This window comes from Actinoallomurus vinaceus (assembly GCF_039542055.1).
Classification (GTDB): domain Bacteria; phylum Actinomycetota; class Actinomycetes; order Streptosporangiales; family Streptosporangiaceae; genus Actinoallomurus; species Actinoallomurus vinaceus.
Window position 1 is genome coordinate 254,677 of record NZ_BAABHK010000010.1, and the last position, 15,344, is coordinate 270,020.

Sequence of the window (15,344 nt, forward strand, 5' to 3'; positions counted from 1 at the left end):
GGCGGGACGGTTCACTTCGTGAATTTCAGCAGGAACTCCACCTGACCGTTGTCCTGCGTCTGGATGGGGCCGAAGCTCGGGTTGGCGATCTTCCAGTCGGCGAACTTCACCGGGATCGACCCGCTCACGTCGAACGCTCCCGGCGCGGTACGGGACGCGGTGACGTCGAAGGTGACCTTCCTGGTCTCCGCCTTGAGCGTGAGGTTCCCGGTGGCCTTCGCGGTGATCTTCGCGCCGACCGTGGGCACGCTGCCGAGGTCGATGGGCTCGGTGAGGGCGAAGGTGGCCTTCGGGTACTTCGCGGTCTCCATGATGCGCCCCTGGAACTGCTGGTCGCGCCGGTCCTTGTCGCTCTTCACCGTGGTCAGGTCGACGGTGAACGACCCCTTGGTCGCCTTGGTCCCGGCGATGGTGAGGTCGCCGGTGACGCCGTTCGTACGCCCGACCGCCTCGGTGTTCTGGCCGAACAGCACCTCCTTCACCCGGTACCCGGCCTGCGAACCGGCCGCGGCCTTCCACGTGCCGTCGGCGGGCACCGCCGCGCCAGTCGCGGCCTGGGGCGAGGCCGAGACGGACAGCGGCGCGGGCGCCTTGTCCTGGAAGAAGTGGATGTAGACGAACGGCCCTCCGACGACGAGGACGACGGCGACGGCTACTCCGATGAGCAGCAGGCGCTTCCAGTTACGGGTCATGAACTCTCTCGACTCCCGGCGATTCCCTGGCGTGGACGTACGCCATCCCACCAGCGCGGAATCAGAGAATCCTCAGAGGCCGCCGCTCGGCTCGCGCTGTCGTTCGACGACCCATTTGGCGATCTCCGTACGGCTGGTGAACCCGAGCCTGCGGAGGATGGCGCTCACGTGCGACTGAACCGTGCGCGGGCTGAGGAACAGCACCGAGGCGATCTGCTTGTCGGTCTTTCCTTCGGCGATCAGCTCCGCCACGGCCTGCTGTTTCTCGCTGAGCAGCGGCTTGGCGGCTCTTGACGGTGACGGGGCGTCGGCCCGCGGAGCGGACGGCCGGCCCAGCGCCAGGTCGACGACGGCGTCGACGTCCATCTCCATGCCGTAGCCCTCGTTGACGTGGTAGGCCTCACCCAGGGCCGTGCGCGCCTGATCGACGCAGGCGGCGTGCGCGTGTGCCCACGGTTGCAGGCGGCTGATCGTCACGCCCAGCGTGTGCTGCAGGTTCTGCGCGGCGCCGAGGAGCAGGGCGGCCTCCTCGAAATGGCCACGGGCGACCGCGCACCAGGCCAGCGACTCCACGCACCAGGTCGACCCCCATCGGTCGCCCATGTCCCACTGCGCGTGCAGCGCGGATCGGAACATCGCGACGGCCGTCTGCGGGTCGCCGTGGCGGAGCTCGGCCACCGCGCGGGCCCACTGCGCCCAGGTGATCGACCAGGCCGCGCCGTGGGCGCGGGTATCGGCCAGGTGCCGTTCGGTGATGGCCAGGGCGTCCGCCTCGGCCGCTATGAACGCGGCGGCGATGGCATGGAACATCTCCGCCATCGGCACGGTACCGGGATCGTCCGCGGCGGTCAGGTTGGCTGCCGCCTCGGCGAACCGCTCGAGTACGGCGGGGGCGCCGCGCACGAACAGATCTGCCGCGCCGGTGAAGAAGGCGTAGCCGGCCAGCGCGCCGTCCGCCTCGCCCCCACCGGTCATCCGCGACGACAGAACCCGGCAGCGGTCCAGAAGGTTCTCGGCGTTGGCCTGGTCCCCCAGGCACAGCGCGATCCAGCCCGCCTTGGCGAGCACGGTCAGCCGGAGCGGATCCGGGGCGTCGTTGCGCACGAGGGCCTCATCGGCACGCAGCAGGGCCCGCAGCCCCTCGCCCAGCGACCCGTCGAAGAACCACAGGCGAAGGGTCGCCAACGCGACGGCGATCCTGGCTCCGTCCACGGCCTCCTCAAGCGTCGTGGCGGAGGCGCACCGATCGAGGACGGCCCGGTAATTGGGCAGGTCCTGACCGGCCTCCCACAGGTAACGGGTCTCGTCCGGCCCGTACCAATGCCGGCCGAAGTGGCCGGCCCGGTGGAGGAAGTGCGTCCTGAGCCTGCGGTACGCCGCCGAGGCGTCACCGGTCTCGGGTACGGGACGATCCGGCGTGGAGACGGGCTCGTGCTCTTCCAGCGACGACAGCCGGGCCTGCCCGTACTCACGCACCGTCGAGAGCATGGCGTACCGCGTGGGGGCCGAGTCGGTGTCGGCCACGACGATGTTCTTGCCGACCAGCTCCAGCAGGATCATCGGTACCTGGGCGGCGTCGAGCGTGTCATCCGAGGCGACGGCCACCGCGGCGTCCACGGTGAAACTGCCGGCGAACACGGCCAGCCGCGTCCACAGCAGCTGCTCGTCCTTCGAGCACAGCTGGTAGCTCCACTCGAAGCTGTCCCACAGGGTCCGGTGATGGGCCGGGGCACCCACCTCCTTCGCCGGGGTCCTGAACCGGAAGGTCGACAACAGCGACACGATCTCGGGGAGCGCCATCACGCGGACGAGAGGGGCCGCCAGCTCGATCGCCAGCGGGATCCCGTCGAGCAGCCGGGCGAGGCGCGCCACGTCGGCGGTGTTCTCAGCCGTGATCGTGAAGTCGGCCCGTGCCGCGCAGGCCCTCGCTTCGAAGAGGCGCATGGCCTCGGACTCGGACGGCACGGCGTGTTCGGGATCGGCAGGCACGCTCAGTGGCGGAACGTCCAGCAGGTGCTCGCCCTCGCATCGCAGGGGGACCCGGCTGGTCGCGACGATCCGTAGGTCAGGGCATCCGCGCAGGAGGCGGACCACAAGAGGTGCGATCGCCTCGATGAGGTGCTCGCAGTTGTCCAGCATCAGCAGCAGCGCCCGGTCGGCCAGCGCCGTGATCAGGACGTCGCCGAACTCGCGCGCCGACACGTCGTCGATGGGCAGTGCGCCGACGATCGCCCTGCCGACCAAGGACGGGTCGACGAGGGAGGCGAGGTCCACCCACCACACACCGTCGCGATAGGACCGGCGTGCCTCGTGCGCCAGCCGCATCGCGAGCCGCGTCTTACCCGTTCCGCCGGTGCCGGTCAGAGAGAGAAGCCTCACCCGGGGGTCGGCCAGTTTCGCCTTCGCCGTGGCGAGCAACTCCCGCCGCCCGACGAAACCGTTCAGCTCGGCCGGAACGTAGCCGCCGCGCCATCTGTTCTCGGTCCGCTCCGCCACCGACACCGCCCGGATCCGGTCTCCGCCGTACACGCCTCTTTCAGGGGCCGCGTCAGATCAAGATGCCATCGTAGTGATCACCAGCAGGAGCGGCCCGGCCGGGCCTCCGCCGATGACACCGGCCACCGGCGGGCCCGTGGTTCCGTGCCGGACTCGGTAAGAGTACGGATGCCGGGGGACCCTCCCGATCGCATGCTGTCCAACGGCTGGCACACCGGACATATCTTGATCGAGGTAGCGCACACGAATGAGCAGGAAATCGTCCCGTCGCTTCCGGGAGCTCGGGACTTCACAACCACCGGCCGACAGCCGGGTCGTGCTACGGCGCGCCGTCGTGCTGGGCGGCAGCATCGCCGGCCTGCTCGCGGCGCGGGTCCTGAGCGAACACGCCACCGAGGTCGTGATCATCGAACGGGACGACCTGGAGGCGGCGGCCGCGGGGCGGCCGGGGGCGCCGCAGAGCACGCAGGTGCACGCGCTGCTGGACGGCGGCCGGATACAGATGGATCGTTGGTTCCCCGGATTCTCTCGTGACCTGATCGCGGCGGGTGCCGTGCTCTCCCGCGACGACGCGATCCGCATGTACGTCAACGGCATCGTCAAGGCCCCCGCGTCCGATGAGATGATCAGCGCCAGCCGCCCGTTCTTGGAAGTCCATGTGCGCGCGAGGACGCTCTCTCTGCCGAACGTCCACTTCATCCGCGCGCAGGTACGTGACCTGGCCTTCGCCGAGGGCCGAGTCTCCGGTGTGCGGTGCACCCTCGCCGGCGAGCCCGCCGACGAGATCAAGAGCATGGCCGCCGACCTGGTGGTCGATGCGATGGGCCGATCAAGCCGGTTGAGCGACTGGCTGGAGCGCGCCGGCCTGCAACGTCCGGAAATGCGGCGCATCGGAATCGACCTCAATTACGCTACTGCGGTCTTTCGTCGAGGCGGCGATTCACACGGGGCCACCAGCGTACAGGCGATCGTTCTTCCACAGGGCGGGCGCCGAGCCGGAGTAAGTGCGCTGACCGCGGTCGAGGGAGACCGCTGGACCATGCTGTTGGCGGGATTCGCCGATGACCGCCCGACCAACGATCCCGAGGATTTCCGGGAGCGTTGCCGACGGCTACCGCCGGTGTTCGCGGAGGTGGCCGATAAATGCCAGATGATCAGCCCGGTCGCGACCTATCGACAGGCCGACTCCAGGCGACGTGATTTCCATCTGATTCGCAACCTCCCCGCCGGCCTGGTCGCCGTGGGCGACGCCGTGGCATCCTTCAACCCCGTCTACGGACAGGGCATGTCATCGGCCGCGCTTCATGCATCCTGCCTGTCGGCCTATCTGAGATCCGTCACATCGTTGGCGAAACCCGCCCGAGACTATTTCGAACTCGTCCGGGTCGTCGTCGACGCCGCTTGGCAGACGTCCACGCTCAACGACCTCGCACTGCCACACGTCAATGGGCCCTACCCACGCGGTTACCGGATCGCACGGCGGATAAGCGACCTCATATTGCGGGCGTCCGTCGTCGACACGGAGATGAATCAGCGCTTCTTGCAGGTGGCGCACATGCGGACCCACCCCAACGACCTCATCCGGCCGGGCACGCTGTTCCGTGCCGCTCGTGTCACGCGATCGCAGAGATCCCGGCAGCGAGTCGCCGGCTGATGGAGTCCCTCCCCCGCCCTCCTGAAAGCGAGGAGTCACGAGTGGCCGCCTCTCCCGGAGAATCGACACCGAGCTCGTGGCCGAGTCCGCCCGCGCACCCGGTCCGCACACGGCTCTTCGACCCGGAATTCGCTGCGGACCCGGCACGTACGTATGCGCGGCTTCGCCGATACGGCGACGTGGTGCCGGTCGAGCTGGCACCCGGTGTTCCCGCGATGCTCGTGATCGGATACGCGGCCGCGCTGGAGGTCCTGCGCGACCCTCATACCTTCCCCAAGGATCCACGCCGTTGGCAGCGGGGCGTCCCCGCGGACTGCCCCGTCCTGCCACTGATGATGTATCGGCCGAACTGTATGTACACCGACGGGCCGGTCCACTCACGACTCCGGCAGGCGGTGACCGACGGGCTGGGAGCCATCGAGCCCGATGTGCTCCGCGCCCACGTCGAGCACAGCGCCGAAGCCCTGGTCCGTGAGTTCCGCTCCGCGGGAGAGGCCGACCTGCTCAGCCAGTTCGCCCGGCCGTTGCCGCTCATGGTTCTCGGGCGGGTTCTCGGCTGCCCCGCCGACCTCGGTGCGCGGCTCGCCTCCGGGTACAAGAAGATCTTCGACGGCGTCGACACCCGGCAGGGGGACGCCGAGCTGACACACGGCGTGGCCGAGCTCATCGCCCTCAAGCGCTGGCGCCCCGACCAGGATCTGACCTCCCGGATCCTGGCCCATCCGGCAGGTCTGACCGACGAGGAGGCGCTGCACCAGGTCCTCGTTCTCATGGGAGGCGGCGCCGAGCCGGAGCAGAACCTCATCGCCAACACCCTGCGGCTGATGCTGATGAGCGACCAGGTCTCCGGTTCCGTCTGGGGCGGCGATCTGCTCGTCGAGGACGCGCTCGACGAGCTCCTGTGGACGGACCCCCCGATCGCGAACTTCGCCTTCACCTATCCCGAACGGGACATCGAGTTCCGAGGGGTCGTCCTGCCCGCCGACCAGCCGGTGGTCATCAGCTTCGCCGCCGCCAACACCGATCCGTCCACGGCTTCCGGCAGCAGGATCGGCAACCGTGCCCATCTGGCCTGGGGCGCGGGTCCGCACGCCTGCCCGGCCAAGCGGCCCGCGCAGCTCATCGCCACGGTGGCCATCGAGAGCCTGCTCGACATGGTGCCCGGGATGGAGCCGACCGTGTCGGCCGCCGAGCTGGACTGGCGGCCGGGCCCGTTCCATCGGGCCCTGACCGCGCTTCCCGTGCGATTTCCCCCGGTGACCGGGGGAGATCGCACGGTCGCCGCTCAGAACGGATAGCGGGCGATGTCGCCCTGCATGGTGACCCACTGCGTCTCGGTGAACGCCTCGACGTTCGCCGCCGCGCCGCCGAATCGCGAGCCGGTGCCCGACGCGCCGACGCCGCCGAACGGGGCGACCGCCTCGTCGTCGACGGTCTGGTCGTTGATGTGCACGATGCCGCTGGGGATGCGCTCGGCCAGGTCGAGTGCCTTCATGACGTCGCGGGTGAGGATGCCGAGGGACAGGCCGTACTCGGTGCCGACGGCCAGTTCGACCGCCTCCTCCACGGAGCCGAACGCGCTGACGGGGGCGACCGGGCCGAAAACCTCGTTCGCGTACGCCGGGGTCTGCGGGGTGACGTCGGCGAGGACGGTCGGGCGGTAGAACAGCCTCTCGTACGTGCCGCCGGCGGCCAGGCGCGCGCCCGCGTCGACGCTCGCGGTGACCAGGGAGTGCACGCGGTCGCGCTGGTCCTCGTCGATGATGGGGCCGAGGGCGACCTGCTCGGTGGCGGGGTCCCCGACGGGCAGGCCGTCGGCCTTGGCGGCGAGCCGCTCGACGTACTCGCCGGCGATCCGCTCGTGCACGAGGTGCCGTCCGGTGGTCATGCAGATCTGGCCCTGGTGCATGAACGAGCCGAACGCCGCCGCGGACACCGCCAGGTCGAGGTCGGCGTCGTCGAGGACGATGAGGGCGGAGTTGCCGCCGAGTTCCAGGTGGGCGCGCTTGAGGTGGCGCCCCGCCGCCGCCCCGACGGCACGGCCGGCGGCGGTGGAGCCGGTGAAGGAGATGACCCGGACGTGCGGGTCGGCGACGAGCGCCTCCCCGGCGTCGGCCCCGCCGGGCAGCATGTGCAGGACTCCGGCGGGCAGCCCGGCCTCCTCGAGGACGCGGGCGATGACGACGCCTCCGGACACGGCCGTACGGGGGTCGGGCTTGAGCACGACGGCGTTGCCGAGGGCGAGGGCCGGGGCGACCGACCGGATGCCGAGGATGAGCGGAAAGTTGAAGGGCGCGATCACCCCGACGACGCCCGCGGGTACCCGGCGGGCGAGGCTGAGGCGCTTCTTGGCGGTCGGCAGGATGTCGCCGAGCGGGTGGGAGGCGAGCGCGGACGCCTCGTAGCACTCCTGGGCGGCGATGTGGGTCTCCAGGGCCGCCTTGGGCGGAATGGCGCCGGTCTCGCGGACGATCCACTGCTCGATCTCGGCGGCGTGCCGCTCGAACAGCAGGCCGGCGCGGCGGAGCACCGCCGCGCGCTCCTCGAACGAGGTGGCGGCCCAGCCCCGCTGGGCCTTGGCCGCCTCGGCCCCGGCGCGGGCGATGTCCTCGCTCGCGGCGACGCCGGTCCGCCCGAGTTCGGCCCCGGTGGCGGGCTCCACGACGGGCGCGTCTCCCCCGGACGGCTCGTACCAGCCGTCGCCGAACACCGAGCCCGTCCAGGTCTTCTCGTCCAGCAGAGCCATGATGCGCCCTTCCTCCTCTTCGAGCGGATTCGTCAGCCTACGCCCGGAGTTAAGGCCGCCAAAGGCCTGAACGAACCGTGCCGGGCAGCGGCGCTGCCCGGCACGGTCGCGGTGATCAGTTGTTGAGGTTGATGGTGATCGTGTTGCCGGTGGCCGTCACCGTGTGGGTGCTGGAGTTGTAGCTTCCGCCGGTCACCGAGGTCACCGAGGAGCTGTAGAAGACGGGCAGCGAGATGTAGGCGGTGCCGCCGGGCGTGGTGCCGGTGATGTTCACGGTGATGACCCGGGCGCCCGGGTTCGTGACCGCGATCGAGACCCCGTACGTGCTGCGCGCGCCGCTGCTCACGTTGTACGACGAGGTCAGGTTGCTGACCGAGACGGTCTGCCCGGCCGCCAGCCAGGCGTTGGGGATGCCGCGGCCGATGTAGAGCGGCCGGCTGTAGGTGTACGGGCCGGAGCCGCTGGACGACAGGCCCTCGGCGACGACGGAGTTGAGGAGCCCCAGCTGCTGTCCCGCGAGCGGCCAGGCGTACGGGCAGGCGCCGAACTCCGGGCCCGCGTGGTTGCCGGCCCACGGGTTCGACGAGCTCGGGCCGCTGCCGTTGGCCTCCCACCAGGCGTTCGGGCCGCCGGTCGTGGTCGCCAGCTGCCAGGCGTAGCTGGTGATCGGCAGGTCGCGGTAGTTGTTGCTGAAGAGGCCGTCGGATGCGTAGAAGGTGTTGTAGCCGGTGGAGTAGCCGTTGAAGGCGCCGAAGGTCGGATAGGGGTAGCCCTGCGCGGACAGCCGGGCGTAGCCCCACTGGTACATCCGGTCGATCTGACCGGGGTCACCGATGACGCCGTTCAGCGTGCCGCCCATCAGCATGGTGTCGAACTGGTTCTGTCCCGCCCAGGCCGGCGAGGCCCAGTTGGCGTCGTTGAAGGTGTTGCAGCGGTTGGCGCTGTTGGGCTTGTCGACCTCGCACGGCAGGTAGTTGAAGCCGTTGGCCGACTGGTTGTTGCCCACGACCCTGTTCAGGGCGTTCAGCAGGTTGGTGTAGGCGGTGTCCGCGTACGTCGCCTCCGAGGTCAGGCCGAGCCTGGTCGCGATGTACTTGTAGGACGCGAGGCCGATCAGCGCGGAGTAGTTGCTGAACAGCCACTTGCCGGTCGAGTCGTTGTCGAAGTTGCTCCGCAGCGTGCCGTCGGAGTCGAGCTGGCCCTGGTAGTAGGTGTGCATCATCGTGTAGAGGCTGGGGCCCCACGGCGAGGATCCGCCCGAGTCGTCATGGAAGTAGCTGTTGACGAACGAGGTGTCACCCGTCTTCGCCAGGTAGATCGCCCAGATCTGCGGCGTCTTCCAGACCCCGTCCCAGTACCAGTTCGCGCCCTTCTCGTCCCAGCCCTGCGTCTCGGAGATCCGGGCGGTGAGCAGGAGGTTCTGCGCGTCGTGGAAGTCACCGGTGGACAGCTTGGCGATCAGCTCGCCGGGCACGTCGTGGTTGAGGATGTAGGCGTAGTTGTTGGCGGCCGAGAACTGCGCCTTGCCCACCTGCATGATCAGGTTGTAGGCCGTGGCCGCCTTGTAGGCGTTGGTCATCGCGGTGCCCGGGTTGGCCAGGCTCCCGGTGTTGGGCAGGGTGATGTTCGGCAGCGCGAAGGTGTTCAGCTCGCCCAGCCGGCCGTTCCAGTACGAGGACATCTGGCTGTAGGCGGTGTCGTAGTCCGGCGCGCTGGAGGACAGCGTGCTGGTGCTGGGGAAGGCCGCCCCGCTGCCGAAGTTGTCGACCGCGGCCACGAAGTCGTGGTTGCTGGTCGCGCCGGGCGCGACGGTGTCGAGCGAGGAACTCGTCAGCCGTACGAGGTTGGGCCCGGACCCGCCGGGCGGCACGGTCACCGAGCTCGAGCCCTTGTTGGTCACCGAGACCCGGGTGTAGATCAGCATGAAGGCGCTGCCGTTCAGCGTCACCTTGTTCGCGAAGTTCTTGATGGCGACGGTGACCGAGCCGCTGGTGAACTGCGTCTTCAGGGCGGGCAGGTAGCCGTTGTCCATGGTCCACTGGACCGACTGCGCCGGGTGGGTGCCGCCGTAGTTGTAGGCGCTGAAGGAGTACATCCCGCCGCAGTACTGCGAGCTGTAGACGCTGTTGACGCCACGCGCGAAGTACGACCCGGACAGGAAGGTCGTCACCGGCCAGTAGTTGCCGTCCCAGCCGAGCGCGCTGGTGTTGTAGTAGCCCTGGGAGTACGGGTCGTTGGGGGTGGGGAAGTTCGTCCCGTACGACCGCCCGAGGCCGGAGTTCCCGCACACGTTGTATGCGGGCAGGGCCGGGTAGCCCTCGTAGGTGCCGGTCCCGCCGCCTCCGCCCTGGGTCGTGTAGTTCGGCACCTGCCAGACCCGGGAGGTCGCCGAACTGCAGGGCAGCTGGACCAGGCCGGTGTTGGAGGCCGAGGAATCGCCCGAGGGCACGATGCACTTGCCGGAGTGGACGGCCTTGAGGTTGAACGTCTTGTTGCCCGCCGACACCGCCGCGAGCTGGAACTTCTGGCTGTCCTGCCCGGTGCACGCCGACTGCATGACCTGGGCGTTGTCGGCGGTGGAGGCACCGGAGACGCCGGCACACTTACCGCCGGTCACGGTGCCGATCGTGTACTGATCGCTCGTGCCCGACACCGGGGTGAAGGTGAAGGTCTGATTGGTCCCGTCGTTGCAGGACCACTGGATGAGCTGGATGTCATCGGACGAACCCCAGGGCACGTCCATGCAGTTACCGCCGTTCTGATTCACGACGGTCGAGGAGAAGGTCGCCGCCGCTGCCGCCGGGCTCGCGGTGGAGAGCCCGGTGGCCACGGCGAGGATCCCGGCTCCGCAGAGCGAGAGCAGGCGGGAACGTCTCACGTGATCACATCCTTTCTGGCGGGGGCTGGGGCAAGGGCGGGTGATGCGATCGGGGTGTCAGGAGGCGGGCTCGCCGGCGGGGGCGGGCAGCGTCGTCCCGAGGCGCACCGGGGTGCCGAAGTTCGGCGTGCCGTCGGCGTTCCAGGTGAACTTCTGCGCCCGCGTGGTGCGGTTCATGTCGCAGCCGCCGCCCGCCGAGTCGTTGGCGTGGTAGACCATCCAGCTCTCGGTGCCGTCGGGCGAGGTGAAGAAGCCGTTGTGGCCCGGGCCGTAGACGCCGTTGGCGTCCGAGCGCTGGAAGACCGGTGTCGACGACTTCACCCAGGACGACGAGTTCAGCGGGTCACCGCCGTTGTAGGTGAGCAGGCCGAGCTTGTAGTCCGGCGTGGAGCAGTGGCTGGCGGAGAAGACGACGAAGGTCTTGCCGCCGTGCTGGAGCACTTCGGGCGCCTCGTTCACCGCTCCCCCGACCGTCTCCCAGCCGTACGTCGGCGTCGCGAGCAGATGACGGGTCCCGCTCGCCGTCCACGGGTTGCTCAGCGGCCGGATGAACATCGGCTGGGAGCCGTTGTAGTAGGTCCCGAGCAGGTAGAGGTTGCCGTTCAGCTGCAGGATCGACGGGTCGAGCTCCCACGTGTTGTCCGCGGTGGGGTCGAGCAGGTCGGCCTTGAAGGTGTAGGGGCCCATCGGGTCGGTGCCGGCGCTCTCCAGTACGTGGATGCGCTGGGTGCCGAGGTAGTCGGAGACGTTCGCCCCCGCGACGTAGTAGAGGTACCAGCGCGGCCCGTTAGGCCCGCCCAGCAGGTGGAACTCCGGCGCCCACATGTTGCAGCAGCCGTTGGACCGGGTCAGGTTGAAGATCACCTGGTCCGGGGCGGAGGCCAGCCCGCGCAGCGTGGTGGCCTTCCGCATGGTGATCGTGGAGTTCCACGTGGTCGTGGCCAGGTAGTAGTAACCGTTGTAGTACGTCATCCACGGGTCCGGACCGTGCAGGTCGAGCGGGTTGGTGTAGGTCCCGCCCGTGGTGCCCCCTGCGGTGTAGTTCGGCAGCTGCCAGACGCGGGAGGTCGCCGAACTGCAGGGCAGCTGGACCAGGCCGGTGTTGGAGGCCGAGGAATCGCCCGAGGGCACGATGCACTTGCCGGAGTGGACGGCCTTGAGGTTGAACGTCTTGTTGCCCGCCGACACCGCCGCGAGCTGGAACTTCTGGCTGTCCTGCCCGGTGCACGCCGACTGCATGACCTGGGCGTTGTCGGCGGTGGAGGCACCGGAGACGCCGGCACACTTACCGCCGGTCACGGTGCCGATCGTGTACTGATCGCTCGTGCCCGACACCGGGGTGAAGGTGAAGGTCTGATTGGTCCCGTCGTTGCAGGACCACTGGATGAGCTGGATGTCATCGGACGAACCCCAGGGCACGTCCATGCAGTTACCGCCGTTCTGATTCACAGCGGTCGAGGAGAAGGACGCCGCGGCCTCGGCCGTACCGGGGATGGACAGCACGGTCGTGAGGAGCAGGGCCGCGGACAGGTGGAACAGGACTCGTGAGCGCCGCACGGAACCCCCATAACGGGTAGGCGTGGCAGAGGACTCACGACAGTGAAAGCGCCGTCCGTAAGAAGTGCGCCTACCCGGTCACCGGCGGAGGTGCCCCAATTGTTGATGATCGTCCAGGGGCTGGCAAGGGTCTTTCATGGACCGCTCAAGCGCGGCCGAGTCCACGTGAACCCATTTCGGTACGTCCCAAGAATCTTGCCGTTGACACGGCTCGTACAGCGTGTTTACGTTACCGAAAACGTTTTAGGTGTTTTCGGTAACTCCAGAGGAGGCGGAGAGGAAGACGTGTGCCCGGCCCGCGAGCGAGTACCCGGCCGCTCGCGGGCCGGGCACCGGCTGCATTGCGATCCGACCCCGTACAGGTCCACTCCATGCGGCAGCGGCCCGTCACGCCCCTCTGGACGGAGCCGCCGTCGTCGGACAGGCTCGACCGGGACGCCTGCGCGGCCCCGGTCGAGTGAGCCGGCCGCCGATCGGCGGGAGCCGCTGATCGGCGGCCGGCTCGTGTCCTCCCGTGTCAGGGCTTCACGCGGGCGGCCGCCCGCTCACCGCGCGAGTGCGGCGATCTCGGTCGCCGTGAGGACGCGGCTGTAGAGGCGCAGGTCGTCGACCGCACCGTCCAGGTACGGGTCCGCGTACTGGGACCGGCCGAGGCGGTTCTGGGTCGTGCCGCCGAGGCCGCCCGGGCTGAGGGACATCGCCGCGTTGCGGGCCACTTCGGCACCGTTGACGTAGAGCACCCCGACGCCGCCGCCGACGGTGACGGCGACGTGCGTCCAGGCGCCGGTCGGCAGCGCCGCCGGGGCGTTGATCTGCTGCTCGCCGCTCGCCCCCGAGGTGGTGATGGCGAACCTCGCGGTGCCGGCGCCGCTCTGCGGAGTGAGGAACATGTTGGTCGTGGTGTCGCTGCCGAAGTCGAACACCCGGGCCCACGTGCTGATCGTGTCCAGGCGCACCCAGGTGGCGACGGTGCAGGCGGCCGCGCCGGCCAGGATGCCGGCGGGCAGGGTGACGTACCCGGATGAGCCGTCGAGGGCGACCGCGTTCCCGCTGTGTCCCGCCGTCCAGGACGTACCGCCGGTCAGCGTGGCGGTCTTCCCGTTGCCGCTGGAGTCCTGGGCCGAGGTCCCGGCGGTCTCGTCGAACTTGTACCAGGCGACCAGTTCCGGCAGCGGCTTGGAGACGTTCCAGTAGACCGTGTAGCGCTGGTGGTGCATCTTGTAGAACGGCAGCAGGGTGACGGTGCCGGTGCTCGCCGTCGCCGTGTACTGCAGCGGTGTGCTCGTCGCCTTAACGCTGGACGGGGTGAGGGTCGGCAGTGCCGTCAGGTCGGTCGAGCCGTAGGCGCCCGCGAGGACGATCGGCCCGATCTTCACGGCCTGTGTGGTGGCGCTGTCGGGAGCGGCGGGGAAGCTGAGCGCCATCGGGAGCGTCAGGTTCACCACGTCCCCGGAGGCCCAGGTCCGCGTGATCGTCGCGTACCCGCCCGGACTCGCGCCGACCGCCGCGCCGTTGACCGTCAGCGCCGCGCCCGCGGCCCAGCCGGGGACCCGGATCTTGATGGTGAACGTGCCGGATCCGGTGACGGTCAGCTTCGTCGACGCGGCCTCCGGGAACGTGGTGTCCTGCCGGATCGTGACCCCCTGCGCCGCCCAGTTCAGCGTCGAGGCGACGAAGAGGTTCACGTACAGCGTGCTGCCGCTGTAGAAGTAGATGCTGTCGGCGAACTTCGTGTGCGTCTCCATCCCGGTGCCGTGGTCGCAGGTGAAGTCGTCGTAGTCGTTGCTGTAGGTCTTGATCCCGCCCGGGCGCAGCGGCGTGTAGTACGTGACGAACCCGTGCGCGGAGTTCGGGTCCTGCTCGCCGAGCATCTGGTTCCAGAGGGTGCGCTCGTAATAGTCGATGTAGTCGGTGCGCGCCGGGTCGGTGAAGAACAGCTGCCGGGTCAGCTTGAGCATGTTGTAGCTGTTGCAGACCTCGCAGGTGGTGTCGGAGAGCTGGCCGGCGATGCCGTCCGGCTGCTGGAAGTACTCGCCGTTGGAGTTCCCGCCGATGACGTAGGTGTGATGCCCGACGACGATGTCCCAGAAGTTGGTCGCGATGTCGTGGTACCGCGTCGTGCCCGTCGCGTGGTACTCGCGGATCGCTCCGAGCATCTTGGGGATCTGGGTGTTGGCGTGGAAGCCCGCCAGCTGATCGCTGCCGGCGGCGAGCGGGTCGAACATCCGCGCGTGGTCGAAGTACTCGGCGGTCGTCAGATGGTCGGGGTCGCCGGTCACCTGGTACAGGTTGGCCAGGACCTCGTTCATGCCGCCGAACTCCGTGTCGAGCATGCTCTGCCGCTGGCTGTAACTGAGGCGCCCCATGCGGAACTTGACCCACGCGGCCATGGCCTTCAGGACGGTCAGCGCCTGCGCGTTGCCCGCGAGCAGGTACTGGTCGAGCAGGCCCGCCATGATCTTGTGCAGCGTGTAGTACGGCGCCCAGACGTTCTGGCGGGCCTCGACCCGGTCGATGAAGCTCTCCGGGAAGGCGGCCAGGAAGCCGCTGTTGTACCCGGCCGCCGTGGCGCGCGCCTGGCAGGTGGCCAGCGCGCCCACGACGTAGTCGCCCTTGGTCTTGTACGAGGACGCGCCGGTGTTGGCGTACGACTGGGCGAGGGCGCTGAGCAGATGCCCGGTCGAATGCCCGCGCAGCTCGACGTCGGGCGCCTCCCAGCCGCCGCACGGCTGCGCGCTCGAGGACAGGCCGTAGTTGAGTCGGAAGGTGTGCAGCAGCCGGTCGGCGTCGACGAAGTTCAGGTACGCCTGGGTGCGGGTCATGTTCTGCTGGAACGGACCGCTCAGCAGGGTCACCGCCGAGAGCGGGAACGCGTAGACGGAGACTCCGGTGTCGGTCCGCGCGGCTCGGGCTGCCCTGGGCAGGCCAACGGCGCCGAGCATCGAGCCGCCGACGGCGGCGGCGCCCGCGCGCAGGAGCGTTCTCCGGTTGATCGAGAGCTGAGCCGCGGACGGCGCGTTGGCAGGGCGTGAGCGTCTCACTGAACCCCCAAGGTGGGTAGGCGTGACAGGTGCTCACGACGGTGGAAAGCGTGGCTCCTGCGAGAAGTACGCCTACCCGGTCCACCGGCGCGGTTCCTCGATTGTTGATGATCGGAATGGCGCTGACAAGACGGCTTTCACGCCCGTTCGGTCGCGCCCGAAGGCCCTGGAGGCGCGCCCCTGTCACCGAGCGCTCGCCCGGTCTCCTCATCAGGCACTGACCGGCCGGCGCTGTCTTGGGCGGATTCTCACCCGGCTCTCATCGTCGGCTCAGGGACCC

At 69.1% G+C, this 15,344-nt stretch carries 8 protein-coding genes; 2 read left to right on the forward strand and 6 right to left on the reverse strand.

The annotated features are described in order from the left end of the window. Window positions 1-11: 11 nt before the first annotated feature. Both ABEA24_RS32185 and ABEA24_RS32190 read right to left on the reverse strand, forming a co-directional pair. Entirely contained in the window at window positions 12-692 is a 681-nt protein-coding gene (locus tag ABEA24_RS32185; RefSeq protein WP_345435295.1) for a YceI family protein, read from the reverse strand. A 72-nt stretch (window positions 693-764) separates the two neighbouring features. Then, entirely contained in the window at window positions 765-3,221 is a 2,457-nt protein-coding gene (locus tag ABEA24_RS32190; RefSeq protein ID WP_345435297.1) for an ATP-binding protein, read from the reverse strand. Window positions 3,222-3,435: 214 nt separating this feature from the next. Between ABEA24_RS32190 and ABEA24_RS32195 the strand changes: the two genes are divergently transcribed. Together ABEA24_RS32195 and ABEA24_RS32200 are read left to right on the forward strand one after the other, a co-directional pair. After that, window positions 3,436-4,842, forward strand: a complete 1,407-nt coding sequence (locus tag ABEA24_RS32195; RefSeq protein WP_345435299.1) for an FAD-dependent oxidoreductase — start codon at window positions 3,436-3,438, stop codon at window positions 4,840-4,842. 182 nt (window positions 4,843-5,024) lie between these two features. Further along, entirely contained in the window at window positions 5,025-6,140 is a 1,116-nt protein-coding gene (locus ABEA24_RS32200) for a cytochrome P450 family protein (RefSeq protein WP_345435301.1), read from the forward strand. On the opposite strand, the gene ABEA24_RS32205 is transcribed toward ABEA24_RS32200, so the two are convergent. From ABEA24_RS32205 to ABEA24_RS32220, 4 genes are all read right to left on the reverse strand, one after another. Beyond that, window positions 6,128-7,588: a benzaldehyde dehydrogenase gene (locus tag ABEA24_RS32205; RefSeq protein WP_345435304.1), complete on the reverse strand. Its 1,461-nt coding sequence runs from the start codon at window positions 7,586-7,588 to the stop codon at window positions 6,128-6,130. The two genes, ABEA24_RS32200 and ABEA24_RS32205, sit on opposite strands and share 13 nt — an antisense overlap. Window positions 7,589-7,703: 115 nt before the next feature. After that, window positions 7,704-10,466, reverse strand: coding sequence for an RICIN domain-containing protein (locus ABEA24_RS32210; RefSeq protein ID WP_345435306.1), 2,763 nt, complete (start codon window positions 10,464-10,466; stop codon window positions 7,704-7,706). Window positions 10,467-10,523: 57 nt separating this feature from the next. Then, window positions 10,524-12,023 (reverse strand): family 43 glycosylhydrolase, encoded by a 1,500-nt coding sequence (locus ABEA24_RS32215; RefSeq protein ID WP_345435308.1) that lies wholly within the window; start codon window positions 12,021-12,023, stop codon window positions 10,524-10,526. Between the two features lie 545 nt (window positions 12,024-12,568). Beyond that, window positions 12,569-15,064, reverse strand: coding sequence for a glycoside hydrolase family 127 protein (locus tag ABEA24_RS32220; protein ID WP_345435310.1), 2,496 nt, complete (start codon window positions 15,062-15,064; stop codon window positions 12,569-12,571). Window positions 15,065-15,344: the final 280 nt, after the last annotated feature.

Excerpts from the sequence above, each read along its gene's own strand:
- ABEA24_RS32185 (WP_345435295.1), bottom strand. The coding sequence starts at position 692 with ATGACCCGTAACTGGAAGCGCCTGCTGCTCATCGGAGTAGCCGTCGCC.
- ABEA24_RS32195 (WP_345435299.1), top strand. The coding sequence starts at position 3,436 with ATGAGCAGGAAATCGTCCCGTCGCTTCCGGGAGCTCGGGACTTCACAA.
- ABEA24_RS32205 (WP_345435304.1), bottom strand. The coding sequence starts at position 7,588 with ATGGCTCTGCTGGACGAGAAGACCTGGACGGGCTCGGTGTTCGGCGAC.